The 21446-nt window shown below is 46.8% G+C and carries 18 protein-coding genes; 11 read left to right on the top strand and 7 right to left on the bottom strand.

Annotated elements, in window-relative coordinates; all coding sequences use genetic code 11:
* Position 1 precedes the first annotated feature (1 nt).
* The 7 genes from BUB81_RS19250 to BUB81_RS19220 are packed head-to-tail and all read left to right on the top strand — an operon-like array spanning position 2 to position 7207.
* A complete protein-coding gene (locus BUB81_RS19250) occupies positions 2 to 1048 on the top strand; it encodes a glycosyltransferase family 2 protein (RefSeq protein WP_073324993.1) in 1047 nt (348 codons plus the stop codon).
* A gap of 1 nt (position 1049) precedes the next feature.
* Positions 1050 to 2204, top strand: a complete 1155-nt coding sequence (locus BUB81_RS19245) for a glycosyltransferase family 4 protein (protein ID WP_073324992.1) — start codon at positions 1050 to 1052, stop codon at positions 2202 to 2204.
* Positions 2201 to 3178 carry a glycosyltransferase family 2 protein gene (locus BUB81_RS19240; protein ID WP_073324991.1) on the top strand — a complete coding sequence of 326 codons (978 nt, stop codon included), beginning with the start codon at positions 2201 to 2203 and terminating at the stop codon, positions 3176 to 3178. Before BUB81_RS19245 ends, BUB81_RS19240 begins: the two co-directional genes overlap by 4 nt.
* Complete coding sequence (locus BUB81_RS19235) at positions 3175 to 4242, top strand: glycosyltransferase family 4 protein (protein WP_073324990.1); 1068 nt, start codon at positions 3175 to 3177, stop codon at positions 4240 to 4242. Before BUB81_RS19240 ends, BUB81_RS19235 begins: the two co-directional genes overlap by 4 nt.
* Positions 4239 to 5381, top strand: a complete 1143-nt coding sequence (locus BUB81_RS19230; RefSeq protein WP_073324989.1) for a glycosyltransferase family 4 protein — start codon at positions 4239 to 4241, stop codon at positions 5379 to 5381. The genes BUB81_RS19235 and BUB81_RS19230 overlap by 4 nt, the downstream gene beginning before the upstream one ends.
* Positions 5382 to 5414: 33 nt before the next feature.
* The gene (locus BUB81_RS19225; RefSeq protein WP_073324988.1) at positions 5415 to 6533 is read left to right on the top strand and encodes an aminotransferase class III-fold pyridoxal phosphate-dependent enzyme; all 1119 of its coding nucleotides are present in this window, start codon (positions 5415 to 5417) and stop codon (positions 6531 to 6533) included.
* Between the two features lie 2 nt (positions 6534 to 6535).
* Positions 6536 to 7207 carry an acetyltransferase gene (locus tag BUB81_RS19220; RefSeq protein WP_073324987.1) on the top strand — a complete coding sequence of 224 codons (672 nt, stop codon included), beginning with the start codon at positions 6536 to 6538 and terminating at the stop codon, positions 7205 to 7207.
* 60 nt (positions 7208 to 7267) lie between these two features.
* On the opposite strand, the gene BUB81_RS19215 is transcribed toward BUB81_RS19220, so the two are convergent.
* Genes BUB81_RS19215 through BUB81_RS19190 form a run of 6 tightly spaced genes read right to left on the bottom strand, consistent with a single transcriptional unit; the run spans position 7268 to position 14675 of the window.
* Positions 7268 to 8674, bottom strand: a complete 1407-nt coding sequence (locus BUB81_RS19215; protein ID WP_073324986.1) for an undecaprenyl-phosphate glucose phosphotransferase — start codon at positions 8672 to 8674, stop codon at positions 7268 to 7270.
* A gap of 40 nt (positions 8675 to 8714) precedes the next feature.
* Positions 8715 to 10037 carry an oligosaccharide flippase family protein gene (locus BUB81_RS19210; RefSeq protein WP_073324985.1) on the bottom strand — a complete coding sequence of 441 codons (1323 nt, stop codon included), beginning with the start codon at positions 10035 to 10037 and terminating at the stop codon, positions 8715 to 8717.
* Positions 10021 to 11565 carry an O-antigen ligase family protein gene (locus BUB81_RS19205; protein ID WP_073324984.1) on the bottom strand — a complete coding sequence of 515 codons (1545 nt, stop codon included), beginning with the start codon at positions 11563 to 11565 and terminating at the stop codon, positions 10021 to 10023. Before BUB81_RS19205 ends, BUB81_RS19210 begins: the two co-directional genes overlap by 17 nt.
* 8 nt (positions 11566 to 11573) lie before the next feature.
* Positions 11574 to 12260, bottom strand: coding sequence for a P-loop NTPase family protein (locus tag BUB81_RS19200; protein WP_073324983.1), 687 nt, complete (start codon positions 12258 to 12260; stop codon positions 11574 to 11576).
* Positions 12261 to 12273: 13 nt separating this feature from the next.
* Positions 12274 to 13872 (bottom strand): GumC family protein, encoded by a 1599-nt coding sequence (locus tag BUB81_RS19195; RefSeq protein ID WP_073324982.1) that lies wholly within the window; start codon positions 13870 to 13872, stop codon positions 12274 to 12276.
* Positions 13872 to 14675 (bottom strand): polysaccharide biosynthesis/export family protein, encoded by an 804-nt coding sequence (locus BUB81_RS19190; RefSeq protein ID WP_073324981.1) that lies wholly within the window; start codon positions 14673 to 14675, stop codon positions 13872 to 13874. Before BUB81_RS19190 ends, BUB81_RS19195 begins: the two co-directional genes overlap by 1 nt.
* Before the next feature lie 432 nt (positions 14676 to 15107).
* Here BUB81_RS19190 and BUB81_RS19185 point away from each other — a divergent pair, with 432 nt between their 5' ends.
* Positions 15108 to 16247, top strand: coding sequence for a hypothetical protein (locus BUB81_RS19185; RefSeq protein ID WP_073324980.1), 1140 nt, complete (start codon positions 15108 to 15110; stop codon positions 16245 to 16247).
* A gap of 17 nt (positions 16248 to 16264) precedes the next feature.
* On the opposite strand, the gene BUB81_RS19180 is transcribed toward BUB81_RS19185, so the two are convergent.
* Positions 16265 to 17161, bottom strand: coding sequence for a LysR family transcriptional regulator (locus BUB81_RS19180; protein WP_073324979.1), 897 nt, complete (start codon positions 17159 to 17161; stop codon positions 16265 to 16267).
* A 104-nt stretch (positions 17162 to 17265) separates the two neighbouring features.
* On the opposite strand from BUB81_RS19180, the gene BUB81_RS19175 reads away from it, so the two are divergent.
* Genes BUB81_RS19175 through BUB81_RS19165 form a run of 3 tightly spaced genes read left to right on the top strand, consistent with a single transcriptional unit; the run spans position 17266 to position 21408 of the window.
* Complete coding sequence (locus tag BUB81_RS19175) at positions 17266 to 18948, top strand: ABC transporter transmembrane domain-containing protein (RefSeq protein ID WP_073324978.1); 1683 nt, start codon at positions 17266 to 17268, stop codon at positions 18946 to 18948.
* On the top strand, positions 18941 to 19981 hold the full coding sequence (locus BUB81_RS19170; RefSeq protein ID WP_073324977.1) for an HlyD family secretion protein: 1041 nt from the start codon (positions 18941 to 18943) through the stop codon (positions 19979 to 19981). Before BUB81_RS19175 ends, BUB81_RS19170 begins: the two co-directional genes overlap by 8 nt.
* Entirely contained in the window at positions 19978 to 21408 is a 1431-nt protein-coding gene (locus tag BUB81_RS19165) for a TolC family protein (protein ID WP_073324976.1), read from the top strand. Before BUB81_RS19170 ends, BUB81_RS19165 begins: the two co-directional genes overlap by 4 nt.
* The last annotated feature ends 38 nt before the right edge of the window (positions 21409 to 21446 follow it).

Raw genomic sequence — 21446 nt, 5'->3', positions numbered from 1 at the left:
TATGGAGACGCAATTAGCGGTGTCGGTCATCATCCCAACGTATAACCGGGAAGCGGAACTCAAGCAAACACTGTCACATTTGCTTGAGCAAACCACCCGGCAGTTCGAGATTATCGTTGTGGACAACAGTTCTGTTGATAATACCGCTGGCATGGTGGCGTCTATGGCTGAGCATACTGAAATTCCTATCCGCTATTTTGTAAAGCCACCGAATGGGCCGGCCAGTGCTAGAAATTTAGGGTTAGCTAATCGCAAAGCGCCTAAAGTCTTGTTTTTAGACAGCGACGTTAATTTAAAGCAGGACTGGATAGCCACCGCATTACAGTTTATGCAGGCGCGCCCTGACGCTACCGGTGTTGGCGGTGCAGTGATCTATGATTTCGACCGACAGCGTGTAAATGCCTTTGGTGGCGACATCGGCTTTTTTGGTTTCGCCTGGGATTTGTGTGAAAACGTCAGTATCGACACACTGACTGAGCCCGAGCAACGCATCTGGATTAATTGTTCTGCCATGCTGGTCAATGCCGATGCGCTTGAACAGGTTGGGGCGTTCGACGAACGCTATTTTTATGGTTATGAAGACTCAGATATTGGTTGGAAATTGAATATCGCTGGTTACAGTGTGTGGGTTCACCCCGAGCTACATGCTTATCATAAAGTGCAGGCTCAACCAGGTGAAGCAAATGGCATAATCGTCCGGCATTATTGTAAAAATCGTTTGGCCTCGTTAATTCAGAATGCCCAGGCTCCGGCCTTGTTGGCGCGGCTGTTTTTGTATTTGTCTTTCAGTCTTATCGATTTAGTTGTAAAACCTTACCGTCTTGCGAAGCTGTCTGCATTGGGTTGGAACATCCTGCAGTTGCCTACCACATGGTCGCAACGGAAACATATCCAGGCTTTGCGTAAAGTGGATGACGACGCTATTTTTTCACTCGGCGAAAAGCGCTGGTTACCCCCTACACCATTGAATGGTCAGCGGCGCCGCCCGGTTGAGTTAGAAGGGGCGGAAAGTACCGCGCCTACCTCTAAAGCGGATGACAGGGTTTAATATGAACAACGGGGTCGTTGCAATCACAAACCCTTACCGATGGCCACATGTGCGAAGAGGCTCAGAGCGTATACTTAATGATCTTGCTGTTTACCTTAGCGGGAAAGGGGCTCAGGTTGAGACCTACTCTATGGCACCGGATGAGCGGGTATGGCAAGACGGCGATGTGACCCATCATACGATTGCAGGTAAATGGCATAGTCGCTTCCGGCAGTGGAATGATTGCCATTATTTTGCTTTTGCCTTGAGCTCTCGCCTAAAGCACACGAAGGCCGATGTCGTTCATTGCCTTAACTATTTTGACGCTTATGCCGCGATAGTGGCGAGGCGTCGCTATGGTTTGCCGTATAAAATTGTATTTCATGCCGTGGGGATCCCCACGAAACGCTACTTCAGAGCGGTGCCGCTGGATGCCTGGTTTTTTGCGCAAACGCTTAAACACGCAGATGAAGTATGGGTGTTATCTACGTTTGCTCAGCAACAACTGAGTCAGGACTTCGATTGTAGTTCGTTCATATTGCCGCCGCCGGTGTTCTGCGAACCCGTTGTCGATAGGAGCTCAGAAACTGCCAATACCTCACCCGTGTCATTGTTGTTTGTTGGGGATTGTAATGAACCCCGTAAAGGTGCTGCGCTGCTGGCGCGTGCGTTTGTGAAGGTAAAACAAGTCTACCCTCAGGCAACGTTGACCTATTCTGGGAATATCAGCGATGCCAGCAGGCAGGCGATTATGCAGCAGCCTGACGTGCATGCACATCAGGCCGATATTCTGTTTTTGGGACGCGGGCAGGTCGAGGACTTGCCGGCATTATATGCCAACGCAACGGTGACCGTGTTGCCCGCTGTTTGGGAAGCCTTTGGGCTGGTTGTCGTTGAGTCATTGGCGCAAGGCACCCCGGTGGTAGGCTGCAACCATGCTGGTATTCCGGACATTATTGATTCTTCTGCGGTAGGAACGCTTTTTGAACCTGATATAGAAGAGGGGCTGGCAACCAATCAAACCGGCCTTGAAACTGCGATTTTATCGGCTATTTCAGGCATCAATAGTGACACAGAACGTGCCTGTAAACATCGTGCTGCAGCATTTAGTTGGGAACAATTAGGCTTACAGTATTTACAGCACTATAGAGGCATGGCGCTGGGAGAACCTGCATGACCAGCACGTCTCCCTTTGTCACCATTGTCGTTCCGACTCACGGGCGCAAAGCATTACTCGAGCAACTGCTTCAATCTCTGTATGCACAGACCTACGATCCCGCGAGTTTCGAAATTGTTGTGGTACATAATTATTCTGACGATGGCACCGAGGAAGCGGTAAAACAATGGCAATCGACATCGCCAGTACCCTTGCAGTACGTTAAAAAACACAATAATACGCCAACGCCGTCCAGACACCATGGCGGTACGCATGCGAAGGGGGACATCATTGCATTTATCGATGATGACTGTATTGCCGAGCCCGACTGGATAGCAAATGGAGTAAAAGGTTTTCAAACGTCGGAAGGGGCTAAACCGGTAGGCTTAGTGCAAGGCAGGACGCTGCCCAACCCAGCCCATCAACGCCGCTTTCTGGAAAAGACAGTGAGCATTACCGGTGAGTCGATATTCTTTGAAACTTGTAACATATTTTACAGTAAGGCGGCATTCGACGCTGTAGATGGGTTTTCTGCAGAGTTTATGGACAAGTTCTACGGTGAGGACACTGACTTAGGTTGGAAAGTTCGTAAAGCCGGGTTCGACGCAGTTTTTCAGGATACAGCCACTGTGTATCACCATGTTTTCCATGTTTCTTTCTGGAAATGGTTGAAGGAGCCTTTGTTCTTTAAACATTTACCCTACCTCATGGAGAGGCACCCAGAGCTTCGAGACTTTATGTGGCACCGTTATTTTTTAACCGCAGAGACCGCGTATTTTCAATTGTTCATGCTTGGCGTTATTGCTTCATTAAGTGGTTTCTTCTGGTTGTTATTGTTGTGTACGCCCTATCTTGTTCAGCGTTATAAAAGTGGAAGCGCTATGCCAAATCCAATGTTAAGGGTTATCCGCATTGGTGCGGGGTTGCCGCGTAGCTTATTTACCTGGTACGCGTTGGTAACCGGCACACTCCGTTACAGAAGCGTGTTGCTATGACGATGGTAAAGCATGTCGTGATGATCCATGAGCGATTCCCGCCCGATTACGCGGGAGGCGGCGAATATGTGGTACATCAAATGGCCAAACACCTTCAGGCTCGGGGGATCCGCATTACGGTGTTAACCACAGGCGACCCTGAACAAACTGCGTTTGACGGCATAAAAACAATCCGAATACCCTGCAGTGTTTACGCTTTTAATCTGAGAGCGTCTGTATTGCTCCCATATTGCCATGATGCTGACGTTATTCAGGCGTTTACCTATCACTCTGTTATTCCGGCCACCCGAGTAGCTTCAACTCTGAATATACCATTGGTCAAAATGATGTTGGCGTTATTTGGTAAAGAGTGGCGAACTATGAAGGGGCCGGTTGTTGGGCGCTTGTTTGAATGGTTTGAGCGAAAGCTTGTCACCATGCCTGCTGCCAAAGATATTTATATCAGTGACTTTTCGCAGCGCTATGCTGAGTCAATGGGGATTTCAACTGCTGAATCAGTTGTGATCGAGCCTGGTATTAGTCTTGAAGACTATACGCCGGGTGACAAGTCCTTTGTCATGTTTGCCGGTAAGTTAAACCCGCGTAAAGGTTTACAGCAGGTAATTACCGCAGCCCGCTCTTTACCACAGGTTGAGTTCGTTATTACCGGCTGGGGTAGTCACACGGCCATGGCTGAACTAAACGACTTGCCCAATGTACGCTTTGAACCGTTCACCAACCGATTAGCAATGGCTGATTTGCTCTCTCGTGCAGCCATTTTTGTGTTTCCAACACGCGTTGAAACGTTTGGCCTTGCTGTCGCAGAAGCAATGGCTTCCGGATGTGCGATTGTGTCGAGCAGTGAACTACCTTTCGCAGGAATCAAAGTGGATGCGACGGATAGTCAGGCGATTGCAGAGGCTATTCAACAATTAATAAACGATCCGGAGCGGATGAAACGCGACGGTCAAAAAAACCGAGAAACCGCGCTGACATACAACTGGCAGTCTCACACCGATGATTTGCTGGCTGTATATCAACAAGTTAAACAATCAATGATGTCAGAAAATGGATTAGTAACGTGAAAATCGCCATTTATCACCCCTGGGTATATTTAAAGAGTGGTCTGGAAAGGACAATTTTAGAAATTTTTAAATTGTCGGAGCACGAGATTACGGTTTTCACCAGCCATTATGATAAGCAGGGTACGTATCCCGAATTGGCTGATCATTATATAGTTGAGATAAACCCGGTCTCGGTGGAACGCAGCTATGGTGCTGTTTTGTCTGCCGGAAAAACAATTGCATCAACCAAATTACCACTGGAAGATTTTGATGTACTGGTGATTTGTTGTGACGGGCTAGGTTCTTTTTTGCAGTTCAGGAATCGCAGTATTCCAACTGTTAACTTGTGTTTTACCCCGCTAAGGGCGGTTTACGATTTAGAGTACCGTAAACGCCATTTACAAAAACATGCTCAAAAGCAGTGGATGGCCCATCTGATGGAGTGGGGTTACAAACTAGTTGATAAGTGGTGCTGGAAGCAATACAACAAAGTGATTTGTATCAGTAAGGCCGTAGAAGAGCGTGTGTTAGCGGCCAACTTGTGTAAACCCGACGACATTGTCATTTATTACCCTGGTATTGACGAACAGCATATTCAGGTGTGCCCGCAGCGCGAACCTTATTTTTTCCTGCCAGGCCGAATCATGTGGACGAAGAATATTGAGCTGGGTATCGAAGCGTTTAAACGGTTTTGTGATGACGTCGACTCGAGCTATCGACTGGTAATTGCCGGTATGGTGGATAACAAGAGCCAACCTTATTATGAGAGTCTACAGAAGCTGGCTGAGGGATATGACAACATTGAGTTTGTTATAGGTCCTTCCGATCAGGAAATGCAGGCGCTTTATTCTAACTGTTATGCAACCCTGTTTACGGCGTTTAACGAAGACCTGGGATTAACGCCCATGGAAGCAATGAGTCGAGGGAAGCCCGTTGTTGCTGTAAACAAAGGGGGGCCGAAAGAAGTTGTTGCTGATGGTGAGACAGGCTACCTGGTAGAAGGTGAGCCGGCTGATTTTGCAACGGGCATTGCGAAACTGGCCGCCGATGCTGCACATGCTGAAGCGTTGGGGTTAGCCGGTGCTAAACGTGTTAAGCGCTTCACCTGGCAACAGTTTGTGAGAGATTTTGATGCCGAAATGCATCAATTCAAGCGTTAATGGTATAACTTTATCCTGTTGAGGAGAAACCGTTTGGACTATCCTGAAATTACCCGAGCACAAGGCCATTACCTATATGACGGTGATGAACGTGCGTTTTACGATTTAATTTCGGGATTTGGTACCGTTTTTTTAGGGCATTGTGATAAGACTGTTGTCGAAGCAGTACATCAGCAAATGCAACAATACGGTGCCATTGGCAGGTTGCCATCAGAAATACGACGCCGATGCTTCGAGTTAATTAATCAATTACTACCAGACTCCCATGGGCTGGATGTGATTGGTTCGACTGGGATGGAGTCGAATGAATACGCGGGTAAACTGGCCGCTGTTGTTTCAGGTAAGCAGCGTTTCATTGCTTTTGAAAATACCATGCATGGTAAGTCGGTTTTTACCTCCAGCTTAAGTTGGCAAAATGCCCCTGTGAAATGTGGGCAAAATGTACTACTGCCATTTCCAACTGAAGAAACCGAAGAGGACGTGCTTATCATGCTGGCAGATTGCCTCAAAAGTGGTGATTTTGCGGGTTGTTATCTGGAGCCGCTCAGGGGCTCCTGTGATGGCGCTATTGCCAGTCTGACTTTTCGTGAACAGCTTGTCGCGTTGTGCAAGCAACATGGCGTGGTGTCCATTTTTGATGAAACGCTTACAGGGCTTTATCGCACAGGCCCCTTGTTTATGGCGAGCGAATTATCCCAGTTTCCTGATATTCTTATATTTGCTAAGTCGATTGGCAATGGTGTGCCGGCCAGTTGTGTAGCGTCTAACATTGCGCAATTTCATCATCAACGCGCATTAAAAGGCAGTACCTTTTCGGACAATCCGGTTGCCTGTGCAGCAATTCTCGCCACGCTGGAAGCAATCACTGAGCGTATTCAACCAAGCGAGATCAGTCGTGTAGAACAGACCTTTGTCGGATTTCAGAAAAGGTTTGAACAGTATGGCTGTGAATTACGTGGGAAAGGCTTACTGTGGGTACTGGCATGTCGGAGTGAAGCTCAGGCCAACCACTTTTTCGATACACTCATTTCACACAATTATCTGGTGTCTAAGTTTGGAGAAAATATCCGCTTTTTGCCGAAAATGAATACAGAAGCGAGCACAATCGAATCAGTATTGTCATTGCTTCTTACGCAAGCAAAAGTGGGCTGACTATGGAAAAAATCATAATTGTTGGCAACAAGCAATTTGCAGAGCTGGCGTATTACCAATTCTGCTCTGAGCCTAATTATGAAGTATTGGCATTCGCCGTTGATAGAGCATATTTAGACAATACAGTGTTTTTAGGGTTACCTGTTATTGCCTATGAAGCGCTGCAAAGCAATTTCGATATGCAGGATGTGTCTTTGTTTATTGCAATTGGTATTGCGCAATGCAATCGCCTTCGAGAACAAAAGTTTAACCAGGTTAAACAAGACGGTTATCGCCTGACCAGCTTCATAAGCAGCAAAGCGTCTGTTTTAGGGCCATTAACTGTCGGTGAGAATGTCATGATCATGGAAGGGTGTTATTTGCATCCCCGGGTATCTATCGAAGATAACGTGGTTGTATGGACGGGCACCAGAATAGCCATGCATAGCACGGTCGCAAAACACTGTTGGGTAACCTCCGCGGTTATCGGCGAGCGTTGTCACATAGGTAACAACACCTTTATTGGCCTGAACGCGACCATAAATCCGAATATTCGCGTTGCTGAATTCAACGTTATCGATGCTGGCGCGGTCATTGGCCACGATACTCTGCCAAAGCAGGTATATCGTGGGTTTCGCTCTAAACCCAGTAAAATTGATTCAGACAAGGTGTTTAGTCGAGACTTATTAAATTAAGCCGTGATTACTACCGCACCTGCATCGTCGTTCTTGTCACCCTGTTCAGGGATTCTGCGTCTAATAAGCGTTAACGGGCTTAATGATCGTCCAGAATGTCAAAAAGATGATTTTTAAATCGAATAACACAGACCAACGTTTGATGTATTCAAGATCGTACTGAATCCGTTTGTCCATAATATGTAATTCTTTGGTCTCACCACGATAGCCGTTTACCTGAGCCCATCCCGTAATGCCCGGTTTTACCTTAAAACGCAGGTTGTAGCGTTTGATAAGATTCAGGTGTTCGTCGTCCAATGCGAGTGGGTGAGGGCGAGGACCAACAACAGACATTCTGCCCTGTAAGACATTAATAAACTGTGGCAGCTCATCAATGGAGTACTTTCGCAAAAAACGACCTAATCGGGTAACGCGAGGATCATTTTGCGTGGCCTGCTTAAACACTTTGTCATCGGGGGTAGAGCGCATGGTTCTGAACTTGTAGATAGTAAACGACTTACCATCCAGACCGTAGCGTTTCTGCCGGTATATAGCCGGGCCTGACGAATCCAGTTTTATCAGAATTGCCACAATAAGCATTGGAATGGCAATACAACACAAAATTAAAAATGACAGGACCACGTCTTCCAGACGCTTTAATACGGTATTGTCGCCCACGAAGGGGGTTTCGATAATGCTGATCAGGGGTTGATCTTCAATATTATCCCAGTGTGCCCGCAGTAAATCGAAAGTGTAAAAGTCGGGGGCATAATAAATTGATACGTTGGTTAGCGAAAGCTTATCAATAGTGCTTTTAATGCGCTTTTGTGCACTCATTGGCAAAGTAATGTAGACAATATCTATTTCATCTTCGGCAATTCGGCTGAGCAATGTATCGATTGAATCAACCTGTTTATTTTTGAAATCTTCAGTGAAACGATCTTGACAGCGGTCGTCAAAGAAGCCGGAAAACTTTAACCCCATCCAATCGTTACTGGTAATGGATTGGTGAAGCCGCTCGGCGATCGGAGTCGCACCTATGATTGCAACCCTGCGGAAATTTCTGCCGTATGCTCTTAACTTATATACAAAGGTTCGTAATATCACCCGGCTTATTGATAAAAATGTCAGGGTAGATATGAACCATACCAACAGGACGTCAGACGGCATTGGCATTTTGTTTTCAAAAACAAAAATCAGTGTCGCAATGATGGCAAATGTACTTACCCAATAACTAAATAACTCACCCAATTCAGTGAGTAATTTTGAGGTTCGGTAGGAGCGATAAAACGAATGGCTGGTGGCGATGGACAAAAAAACAATCAAGGTCAACACCAGAATAAACGTTAAATCCTGTGTAACCTCAATTTGGTTAGCAAACAGAACGAAATGGTAGTTGCCGGCAATGACCATGACGTCAAAAAAAGCCACAAGAATGAGAAAAAAAGCGCCGTAACTGTGCAGATAACCTTTGCGTAACTGAGTCATGGTTATTCGTTAATCCTTGCTAAAAATCCGTGCTTTCGCGTTAATTTGCAGGTGTTCGTGAACGAAATAACACCGCAATCCCAAAAATAGTTGAGTTTATCCCTGAGTGACGTAAACACCACAAGGTTATAATACCACAGCCTAAAATTTGTCCAATAAGTGTTGCTAACGCTGCCCCGACAGGCCCGTAGATGGGGATCAACATTAAGTTTAGCAGCACATTGCAAAGCAATGCAGTAATCACACTGATAATGGTGATACGATAACCACCAAACAATACAACCACGGCCCCTGTTGCACCGAAACAGGCAACCGCTATCTGGCTCAGTAAAAGCACGTGCAATACCGGCTTTCCGTCAATGAAGGGTTCACCAAACAACGATAAAACCCAGGTATCCAATATCACTAAAATCAATGAAAGAGTCACCGCAGCAAAAACAGCCATTGCGGCGCCAATGACGGCAACTTTTTTAAATTTATCGATGTCTTTAGTCGCAAGTATAGCGGAAAGCTGGGGGCCTAATATGGCGTTAACAGCAGTAAGGGCAAACCCTACAAAGAAAGCTAATCGTGCGCACACGCCATAAATACCGGCATCCTCAATACTGGAATAGGCGCCAACCAACATAACATCTATGCGCTCATTGAGAATGACGCCTCCCATAATCACCATGGTTGATATACCAGCGGCAAACCACGGTTTCAGTTCAAACTGGCTTTTTACATTGGCGATCGAGTCAGGGACATAGTGAAAAAATTGTTGGAGGCCTACGGCAACACTCGCACTTATGCCAAATAGGGTGAGCCAAAGGATCCATGTTACGTCAATATCTGCCATGAACATGACACTGGCGCCAACACCGAGCAGCGTGACTACCGGGCGAATAATATTCGCAACAAACTCAGCAGCAATAACGTGTTGCAATGACTGCAGATAAGCAACGAGTGTTTGGGATAAGGCTAAAAAAGGGATGGAAAGAATGGCAATCGTGAGTGCACTAAAGAGGGTAGGCGATGATGCTTTATCTACCAGCATATACGTACATGTGTATGCAATAACGGCAAACAGTATACCTCCAATCAGCGTAGTAAGGGCGCCAGCGCCAAAGAAGCCCCGTATCATTGGCCATTGATTTTCGTGTCGATAAATCGGAATAAATTTGATTGCAGATAATGGAATACCCAAAGAAGCGATAACCATAATCGATGTCGACAGTGAAAACGCGATGATATAAATACCGAAATCTTCAGAACTTAACACTCTGGCTAGCACCAACTGAATAAGCAGGTTTAGTCCGGCACCCCCGGCTTTCAGTGAGAAATTGGCAATGGCGATCAGGGGTAGGCTACTTTTGTTTGTCATCCAGCCCCTCCCTTATCGCAGCGCGTTGGGCGGCTATCAGTCGAGCCCGATAGTTGCGGCGGTTCCATATGTTAATGGCAACCAGCAAAGCCATGACGATCCAGAATACCCGCCCGGGAGCAGGCACTCGTATGAAAAAACTTGCCATGCCATCAATAAGGATGGCAACAAAACCGCACATAATGCCCAGATTAAGGGCGTGGGTGAATTCGTTGACCCGGTATCGCCGGTTTTGCCGGTAAATCTTGAACACGTGAATCAGAAAGCCGATGAAAAATACCAGCCCCAGTGTGCCTTGTTCGGACCACACAAGTAAGTATGTGTTGTGGACCGCAGGCCAATGCTCGCCAAACACCTTTTGCAAGCCCGCTGCATTCTGGTATTTGGTATATGGGGCCATGTGGTAGACGAACGTATTGAGGCCGAAGCCCAACAGCGGCTTTGCTTCGACCATTTTGACGGCCACCACCATAAATTCAAATCGGAAATCAACGGCACCTGCGTCACTTTTTGTAATGCGTTGGATGATTGGCCCAGATACTGCCAGGCCTGCTACCACAGTGCCTGCGATCATAAATACACGTATCGCCCTGTACTTGGAACGAATATGACCGTCAAATGCACTTAAGGTTATTAGCATTAGGAAGGCGGCGGCAAAAGATATCCAGCCAGAGCGTGAAAGTGTAAATACCAAGGCCATTAGGCCACCCGCAATAACTAAAGCTAACACACCCTTTACCCAGCGTTTGTAGTGACAAAAAAACAGGGCAATAAAAATGGGCAACAACAATGCCAGATAGGCGGAAAGCAGATTAGGGTGGCCCATTAACGCGCCGATGCGGTACACCGCATTTTCGGTAAGGTATACGCCTAAATTTGCCCCTTTTGTTGCTTCAGAGGATGCTTCGCCTAAGGCTTGTAAACCAAGGCTTCGCTTTAATAAAAACTGAGCGACACCCACCGCAACTTGTAAGCACATACCTGCAGCGAGGGCGATAACAACATAGTTTATTTGCTTTATACGTTTGCATTCATTGACCACGACAACAAATAAAATCATGCACTTGACCATCCGCATGACTTCAAAGCCAGGAAGGTGTCGCAGCGGTCCCATTGCAATATTGAGCAAGCCCAGACAGATTAAACCCAGCCACCAGTAATTGATAGACGGGAAGGACCAGTCCCGGTAGTGTCCTATAATGACGTCCCTGATTTGAAAAATAACCAACGGAAACAGAAAGAAATCTGCCAGGTCGACACTATACGAAGGGGCTCCGCCAATATGAATGAGGGTTTTAAAATTAATCGACAATCCGAGCGGGGCCGCCAATACCAAACCAACAAGGAAAAACAAGCGAGGATTGCCCGACAAATACAGGACTAACGGGAAAAATATCCCCCCCACTACCGCGACTTTTACCAGCTTATCGCCATTGATTAGCAGAATCGACGCCGCTGCTGCCAGTATCGCAAAAAACAATACAATCGCGACAATAGCAGCCTGACGTTTTAAAAGCGCGGATTTCATTAGGGTATTCAGGTCGTCATAACCAGTTTCAGATTGTCGAGCTCCGAGTCACGGAATAACCGGTGAAGTTCGTCGATATCGTGCATGAAGCTTCGGTTTTCTTCGACCACCAGTAAATTCAGGTCTACGCGCTCAGATATGGCCATGTAACGGGTATCTTCACGGATATCGCCTTGTGTAAAAATCAGATAATCGTAATGATTGGACAATGCTGCTAATTGCAGGTCGAGCAACCGATGATCCAAAATGACCGCATTGGCAAACTCAAACTGCCCGGATGGCAGCACATCGACTGAAGCAACTTCGGTGTTCTGGCACAGCGAGAGCGCATCAGTATCGGCCTGGGTACATAACTGAAAAAAGCCTTTCTCGCTATTCAAACCGAGTTTGTCAGACAGTGTGTCGTCTGATTGTCTGACTACAGAATCAATTAACAGGACTTTAGCGTTCAATTCGCTGGCAAGGGAAAAACCAAGGAATAAGGCTAAGTTCACTGCAAATACGGGTGTCGGCATGCTGGATAACGCCAGCATTTTAGCCCGTTCAGGATCCACGTGTTTCAATTCACGTTGGATTGACTTACACATGTAGCGGTAAGACACAGAAGCGTATTTAGGCTTCCCGGTGAGTTTATGCACCAGGAAACTATTAAACCGTTCTATAAAATTGCCTTTGCTCCGTTGAGAGGTGACCACACTAAATCCTTTACTATTTTTTTAACTGATAGACGTTGTCTACGAATGCTTCATCATTTTCTAGCACAGCAAACAATTGGTATTGTTTGTGGTTGTAGAGCTTGTAACGGTTCACCCGCACAAATATAAGGTCCAGACCCAGGGCACAAATTACCCCAAGGACAACGCCAAAAAACATCGCGACCAATAGCATTAACTTGGTGTTTGGCCAGGCAGGCTTATCCGGCGCATAGGCCTGATCGACAATTCTGATTGCCGAAGGCGCGCTTTGTGCGGTGGTCATAGAGACTGTCGCTTGCACCAGCTTCTCGTTTAGCGCTTTGTACTGACCTTCAAGTACCATTTGTTCTCGTTGCAGTTGATACGCTTTCTGCATTTTTGAAGGCAGTTCCTGCATGATAGGTTGCAGACGTTTAACGGTTGCCTGTTTGGTTTCCATACCGGCTCTTACTCCGGCAAGGTCACTTTCGATTTGGCCGATTTTAAGGCGAATAGTCTCGTAAAACTCATTGCGGGTTTTGTTTGTTTGGCCCTGGAGCTGCGTGCCTTTCTCCTGCAGAATTTCTTCTATGGCTTCAATCTGACGTTTATATTCAAGCACTTCAGGAGAGTTCTCCTGAAACGTTTGTCGTGCAATACGCAGTGAGATTTGAAGTTGGGTTAGTTTATCCCGAAGCTCAAGCAGGTCATCTTGATAAATCTGACCTTTGATCAGCGTCTGGCCTTCTTCTTCCAGTTGCTTTTTCAATGCGGTTAATGTGCGCAGCAATTGTGCTTCGTGTGCCTGTAAATCTCTGATCTCAGCTTGCAAATCAAGCCATTGCGTCATTTCAACGCGGTCTTTTTCAAACGTCAGGTACAAACTGTTATCAGCGTAAAACTGTTGTAATTCCTGCTCTACGGTAACCAGTTTTGCATAAGCTTTTTCGGTTTCATTTTGCAGCGCGATACTGGCTGTCCTTGCTTCATTTACGTAACGCTTGCGACGTTCATCCAGGTACACTTCAATAAGCTTGTTGGCGATGTCTGCTACGCGGGGAGAAGGCCCCCGGACGATTAGCAAAGCAATGTTGTTTTCGCCAATCGGTTGCAGGATTACGCTTTCACGAAAGTCTTTGAGTACTTTAAATTTTTCGAGCATGTCTTCAGTGATGCCGGGAGGCAGGGGAGGAGGCGGGAAAATTTTGTATTTTAATGCCCGATAGTTTTTTCCCAGCCAGGATTCACCCCACAAATACACCACATAAGACATGAAAGGGTGGTAGACATCTTCGTATTTCAAGTCCATTTCTTCAATGACAATACGAAGTATGGGGTCTGACGTCATGAGTATAGCTTCGTCACCGGTAGCTTCCCGACGGAAAATATTCCACTGTTGATAGAATGCATTACGGGTTAAATCCTCTTCTGAATCAGCAGAAATAACTACGCTGGCTTCAAACACGGGGGGCCAGGTTACGATGTACATCGTGACAGCGGATACTGTAAGTACAAACACCACCAGCACCACCCAGAGGTGTCCTATTACTGAGCTTTTGATATTGTTAAGCGAAGCTTTTACGTCAAAGCTATCCGCTTCGGGGACATGAGGAATGGCTTCTTTTTCAAACATCAGTTTATGATCACTTCAGTGGTTTCGTTCACGTCGTCCAACTCTTCAATTAAGCGAAACTGAAAATAAGGAGCTAACACCTGGTTCACACCGGTAAGCGGCGTATTAATGAAGTCTTGTATTGCACGCACAAATTGCGAGCGGTGGCTTTCAGGAACAAATATAATGTCTTCAGGTAGCAAGCGAATATTTTGCATGGCGAGGAAATAAGACGACTGACTGTGGTTCGCTAATTCAAGGGTAATTGCGCGTAAATGGCCGTCCTTGTGTAACCGAATAACGGCGAGCTGCTCCACTTTCGCTTCGCGTTTTATTCCGCCAACCTGCGCCAGTGCCTGGGCTACGGTCTTCGCTTTGCGAATGGGAATGGCAGACGCCACTTGAACTTCACCGTGTACGTAAACCATGGGCTCCACAACGTTTTCAACAAAAACGCTTACTTCTGGTTCTTTTAATCGCACTGACAAGGCTTTTGTTACCAACCGGTCAAGTTCCATTGGTGTCAGGCCGGCGGCTTTGATGTCATCTAATACGGGAAGAGTCAGATATCCATCGGGACGAATGGTCACTGTCTTTGAGAAATCCGGGTGGCGGTACACATACACTTCAACCTGGTCGCCCGCCTGAAGGGTATAATCGCGAGTAAAGCGTTGCAGAGATTCAACTACCTGAGGGTTTGCTTCTACAGCAACAGGGGAATAGGGTGAAGAACAGCCGGTTATCAATCCTATGCTTAACACCGCCAACATGGCACAACAGCTATTTCTAAACGTGTTGCGGTTTACTCGTTGTTTTACTTCCATCACAAACTTTTCCGCTTCCTGTTTATATTCAGTTATTTTTGGGGAATGGCACCTGCGCTCATGAGGTGGTCCTTTGCCCTTCTGTTTCTTTTGTTAACGTGGTTGTGCTTTGTATTTTATTGCTCCGCATATGGCGAATTAGTGCAACCTGCGTTAACGTTATGTCTGTTTTCAGTGAGAAAATATAAAGCAAAGGAAGTGATACTGCTTTCCTTAGCAAAATGTAAGCGTCCTGAAATTAGTTAAAATATGTACAACCCTAGTTTGATAAATTGTATTTTTAGGTGCAATCTTTTTTTTAACTTTTCCGGGATTTAGTCATTTACCTACCCCGTAGTCACTTTTTGCACAAGGTAAATAGCAACACCGCGTAAAGCACTTACAAACATCATGGAACTATTAGAATAAACTCTGGAGCAAAAGGGAACTCGGATGACTAAAATACAATCACCGAAAATGGTCGTGATTGTGTCTGAAGATTACGGTGAATTGGGACATGCCTCGTATTTTTTGACCTTGTGTCGGCAATGGGATGTAAAGGTGGTCATTCCGGAAAGCCGGATAGGTATTGCGGATCACCTGAATCCTGACATGTTGTTTGCCTATCGCACCATTCAGGATTGTGAAGACCTGATCGACAGGCATGAACCTGCTGCGGTTGTGCTATTTTCCGGATATTTAGTTTACACCCACGAACCCTATAGTTTTATAAAGTTTTCTGCGTTGCTTACCCGGTTAAAATCGAAGGCGATATCAGTTTTCACCAGTGACCCCTTACTTGGCATTGACATCAAATTGCTGTCTGGCAATTTTGCTGTAAACAATGGCAATGACAACAGCGTTACGCACATAACGAAGCGCTATATCAAATCAATTTATTTAGCCGGTCGGTTACAAGTGCTCCGACGTCAGTTCGCCAACGACGTGCATATTTATCCCGTGCCGATAGATCAGCAAATTAAACGAAATAAGCCGGTTTATTATCGTTCCGTCAGTTTCTTTGAAGACATCGCATCAAAGCCATGTAACGAAAAAGAACTGGTGTTTGTTATGGCAGAGATAGACTTCTACCGCTTGCAGGCATCCCGACAGGACTACCTTGGAGACTTTTTAGAGACGATCAATGCACTCGCAGGACAAGGATATATCGTTCGCGTGGTAGGTACGCCGGCGCTTGAGACACTGCTTAAGGCATCTGAATTACACAGTAATATTCAGTGTTATGGCACTTTGTCTTTTAGCCAGTACAACGAAATGATTGATCGCTGTGAATGTGCGTTTTTTTGGAATTACTTCTCCTTTTCAGTTTACCGCCGGATTCTGACCGCAAAACCCGTTATTTTTCTTGATGAAGGGCACATGGTTTCCATGTTCCCGGAGCTCAAATCCCTCGGTATCAAGCTACTATTTAACCAACAGCGTCCGCCGATTGCGAGTTTTGATTCTTTAACTAAACCCGATACCTTCCGTCTGATGCAGGAAGAAAGCGCGGCGTTGTGCCGAGAAATTCGACGCTATTTTGAAGACCATGACACCAATGAACTGGTCGAAGCTTTAGGCCGTTTCAAATAACGCCCGCTGATTTGACGTTAGCTGATCAACAAGCTTTTAGCTTCATTGATAACCGCTTTCACAATGCCTTGTGCCGCCTGATTCTTACTGGTTAATGCATAAAAGCGCTCTTTTATCTCGGGGACTTCACCGCATTTTACGACCTGATATTGTTGTGCTACGTGCTCGGCAATCGCTGACGGTGCACAAAAAATACCAAACCCCTCACTACCAAATAACTTTAAAAGGGCGCTGTCATCAAATTCGGCGACAACGTGCGGGAAAATGTGCTGACTTTCAAACCAGGTAGTAAGTCCGAGCGTAATACCTGACTTAATACCGGGCAACAGGATGTTTTGGTTATCGAGGCATTCCGGGAAGGTTGCCTCGCTAGCTGTGTCTGGGTCTGAGGTAAAAAAGGCAACATGCGATTCGCCCAGGAAGTAACTATTGGCACTCACCTGGGTGCCAGGGGCAATGCCCCGGTCAGCGATAACCAGATCAATATGGTTAATGGCCAGTTCGCTGACTAATGCGTCAAAGTTACCTTCCCTGAACTGAAATTTAACCTGCGGATTGTCGCGCATGGTATTGGCAAGGAAGTCATAAGCCAGTACCTTGGGAATCGCATCTGTGATCCCTATAGTGAATTGTTGTTGAGTGGTTTCATGATCGTTGCGAATGATCTCGGTAAGTAAATTGCCCCGGTGAAAAATTTCGCTGGCATGTTCATAGACCGCTTTGCCTTTGCTGTTCAGGTAAAGGCGCTTGTTGATGCGGTCGAAAAGCTGGCAACCTATCTGAGATTCAAACGTAGATAGCTGTCCGCTGACGGTTTGCGGTGTAACGTGCAGCAATTTTGCGGCATTGACCACGTTACCTTCACGGGCTACTAAATAGAAATAATAGAGGTGGCGAAAGTTCAGGTTATACATAACGTAGAAAAATTCGATTATTAAATAAGAAAATATCAGATTTTATCTTACTTGTTGTTTGGGTAAAGTAGCAACACATTGTGATATGGAGTGAAATCTTTCAAATGGAAAAGTCCATTGATTTACGAGCAATCAAGCAGCACCTGGTCGCATTACTCAAACCTGAGCATGGCTTTTTTAATGTAGCCATTGCTTACGGCGTGGCGATCAGTTTTCTCACCCTGGCTGTGCCGATTGCGGTTCAAACACTGATCAACAGCATTGCCAATATAGGCTCCGTCAGAGCGGTGGTTATATTGTCGATGGTTTTGTTTTTTACACTCGTGATTTCAGGTTTGCTCAGTGCGTTGCGAATGCGGGTCATGGAGCATTACGAGAGGAAAGTCTACGCTCGCTTAACGTCGGAACTGGCAGCAAAAACCATGATGGCACCACAAAGCTTCTTTGATGGCCAGCGCAATACCACCATTACACAGCGTTATTTCGACATCATGACCTTCCAGAAAAACATCCCATCGCTAATGGTTGACGGTTTCGCGTTGGTGCTTCAACTGGTTGTCGGTTTTACCCTCGTGTCGTTTTATCACCCATTTCTACTTATGTTTAACCTGTTGATTCTGCTGCTTATGTACGCCATCTGGAAACTATGGGGCAATCAGGCCAAGCGCACGGCGGTGAAACTGTCGCAGTCAAAATACGACTCTGCAAAATGGTTGAATGACATGGCAAGCGCTCACGAATTTTTTAAATCTGCAGACCACCTGGATTACGCAGGCCGCAATACAGAGCAGTACATAGCGTCTTATGTTAAGCAGCATAAAGCCCATTTCCACTTCACATTCCGACAAGCGGTTACTTTCCTGTTGCTCTACGCATTGGCAAGTGCTTCGTTGCTGGGTATAGGCGGGTATCTGGTGGTCATAGGCCAGCTTTCCATTGGCCAGTTGGTTGCCGCTGAGTTGATCATGTCGGCGGTGTTTTTTGGTCTTTCGCGATTCTCTCAATACCTGAAGCTCTACTACGAGTTGTACGGTGCGTCTGAAAAAATCGGCGGTGCCCTGGCCATTCCTCAAGAGGCTGTGCATGAGGATGGTGGTAGCCTGGTACCAAACGGCTCGAAGCTTGAACTCAAGCGTGTAACCATGCGCCATCACCAGGATGCATGCCATATCGACTTTACCGTTGAGGCGGGCAAGAAGTACTTTGTGACCACGCGAAAAAGCTGGGTTCAAAAACAACTTGGAAGCTTTTTAAAGCGTTACGACAGGCCAGTGAGGGGCGACATTTTATTGGGCGATCACAACCTGTTTGATTACGACAAGTATGAGTTACGTCAGGCGGTCTATTCGCTCGACAGGTCACTGATTGTTGAATGCAGCATCGAACAGTTTCTGAAGTTATCTGCCCCTGGAGTTACGTTTGCGCAAATCAGCAAAGCCCTTGATATGGTAGAGCTAACACAGGTAATCGATGATTTGCCTGATGGTTTGGCTACTCGTATTGCAAACCTGGGGACGCCACTGCAACCACTAGAGTTCCTGTTGCTAAAACTGGCCGCTGCTATTCTGTCTGGTCCGCAAATTGTGCTGTTGAATCAGCATTTTGATGCGGTACCTCATGCGCTTAAAGCGCGATTATTACGGCGTATTTACAGCATGAACTGGACGGTATTGTACTTTACCAACATGCCGGTTGATGGTGAATTTGATGGCATTCTGGCGTTGCACGACACGCTGGAAGTAACGGCTTTTACACCAAATACAGCAGAGGAGGGCACTCATGAATAGCGCAGAGCGTTTCCTGCAAAATATTGTGTCTGTCTCTGAACAGTCGATGCCCCGAACCCACAAGGTAGTAACAGGGCTGATTATTGGCGCTTTACTTATTGCCGCTGCGGTTTTGTGGTTTACCCCCTGGATCCAGACTGCATTCGGGCAGGGCAGCGTGGACTCTATGGAGCCAAATGGCAGAATGCAGGCCATTTCAGCATTGGTAGACGGGCAAATTAAGACCTGGCACGTCCGGGAGGGGATGAAAGTAAAAGCAGGGGACCCTATTGTTACCCTGACAGACGTAGATACCCAGCGTATCGAAAAACTGCAGTCGCAATTGGCGGCAACAAAGCAACGGCACGAGGCGGATGTGACTGCCGTGGAGAACGCTCAGAAAAACCTAGCCAGACAAAAAGCGCTGTTACAGCAGGGCCTGGTGTCTCAACGTGACGTTGAAGCTGCACAAATACAACTTGAGTCCCTGCGCGCTAAAGCAGCCAGTTCACAGGCTGATATAACCTCAGTCAGCATGGTGTTATCCCGACAGGAAACGCTGACCAAAGTCGCGCCCGTCGACGGGACCATAGTGCGTTTGTTTGCCGGGGGCACTGCAACATATGTGAAAGCCGGCGATGTTCTGGGACATTTTATACCCGATGGCGTGACCCGTTACGTTAAAATCACGGTGAGTGGACTCGATGCGCCACTCGTCAAACCCGGTGCGAAAGCGCGAATTCAGTTCGAAGGCTGGCCGGTTATTCAATTCAGTGGCTGGCCCGACACGGCGGTAGGTACCTTTGGGGGAGAAGTGGAATACGTTGAACCCGTCGCGAACCAGATGGGGGCATTTCAGGTGTGGATCAAACCCGATGCAGAAGATATTCCCTGGCCCAGTGCAAACGTAGTGCGTTTAGGGAGTCGTGTGCGTGCGTGGATCTTGTTGGAAGAAGTCAGACTGGGTTATGAATTGTGGCGTCAGCTCAATAACTTCCCGCCACAGCAAACACAACAAACCCAGCAAATAGAGCAACAAGGGAGCGCGAAATGATGCTGCGCAGAATTTCCGTTGCGATAGGACTAATGGCTTCAGTAATAAGCGGCGCTGCGAGTGCGCAATCTCAGGTACCCGATACTGCTACGCAGCACATACCCAGCGTGCCTGAGTTTATTCATACTATTGCAAACGCGCATCCCTATTTACAACTCATTGAGCAAAAAGGAGTGAAATATGATGCGTCGCTGGTGATGGCTGAAAGTGAGTTTGATATCAAACTGGAGCAGGATGTGGCAATGCGCCTGACGGGATATTACGACGGCAATCAGGTTGCGCAGCGTGCGGTAAAGCCGCTCGCGGGCATGAATGCCAAGTTGTACACCGAGTATCGGGTAGCTGGAGGAAACTTCCCCGTCTACGAACAGCAGATGGACACGCTAACTGGCGGTGAAGCAAGTATTGGCGTTTCCCTTTCACTTCTGCGAAACCGGGAAACCGACTCGCGCAGAACAGCACTCACCAATGCGCGGGTGGCAATAGAACAATGGCAGGCCGAAGCCTCGCTAATGCGAAATGATTTTATTTTTAAAGGCCTGAGTCAGTACCTGAAATGGTATGAAGCCACATTAAAAATTGCCACCGTGCACGACCTTATCGATACGCTGCACGCCCGCAGAAAAGGGTTGCAGGCGAGGGTAGATAACGGTGATTTACCGGCGGTAACACTCACCGAATTTGATGCCAGTATTTTAGAGCAGCAGTTAGCATTGGCAACGCTTGAACAATCACGCCAGGTAGCTGTTCAGAGTTTGTCGTTTTTCTGGCAGGTGCCCGGTGAGTCCACGCCTTTTGCGGCTCAGCACAATGTACTGGGGCTCGACATCAACTGGCCGTTTTCATTGAACCAGACTTACATTCAGCAATTGCGCACGGCGTTGCGCCAGCATCCTGTTATTCAGGCGCGGGCGGCCGATGTCGCCTCGTTAACCAATGAACAACGGTTGGCGAAAAACCAATTGCTGCCAACCTTAGACATGAAAGCGGCAGTTGCACAGGATTTTGGTAGTGGCCCAGTTAACCTTGAAGATACCGAAACCAAAGTGGCCCTGCAGTTTTCTTATCCATTGGGTAACCGCAAAGCCAAAGCCAAACTATCGAAAGCCGATGCCGAATTGGCGGCCAGTAAACTGGAGTTGAATCTTGCTGAGCAAAAACTGCGACAAGAGTTTGAGCAAGCCGTAGTGCAGTGGGAGCAATCACAACGCGTGGCGCAGCTACAACAACAAAATACCAAAGTTAAAGAAGAGTTGTCGTGGCTGGAGCAACAGCGTTTTGAAAAAGGCGATAGCGATTTATTCAAGCTTAATGCAAGGGCATCTCAGGTTATGAATGCACGGCTTAAAAACGTAGAAGCAGTGATTAATGCCATGTACGCCGAGTTAAGCCTGCACTGGGTGGCAGCTCGATTAGCCGAGGTGTAGCGGCTGGGGCTTGTTTTTGTTTACTGCGACGAACCAAA

Origin of the sequence: Marisediminitalea aggregata (genome assembly GCF_900129565.1) — a bacterium.
Classification (GTDB): Bacteria; Pseudomonadota; Gammaproteobacteria; order Enterobacterales; family Alteromonadaceae; genus Alteromonas; species Alteromonas aggregata.
The sequence above is the reverse complement of the archived record's forward strand: the minus strand, read 5'-3'. Positions and strand labels throughout refer to the sequence as shown.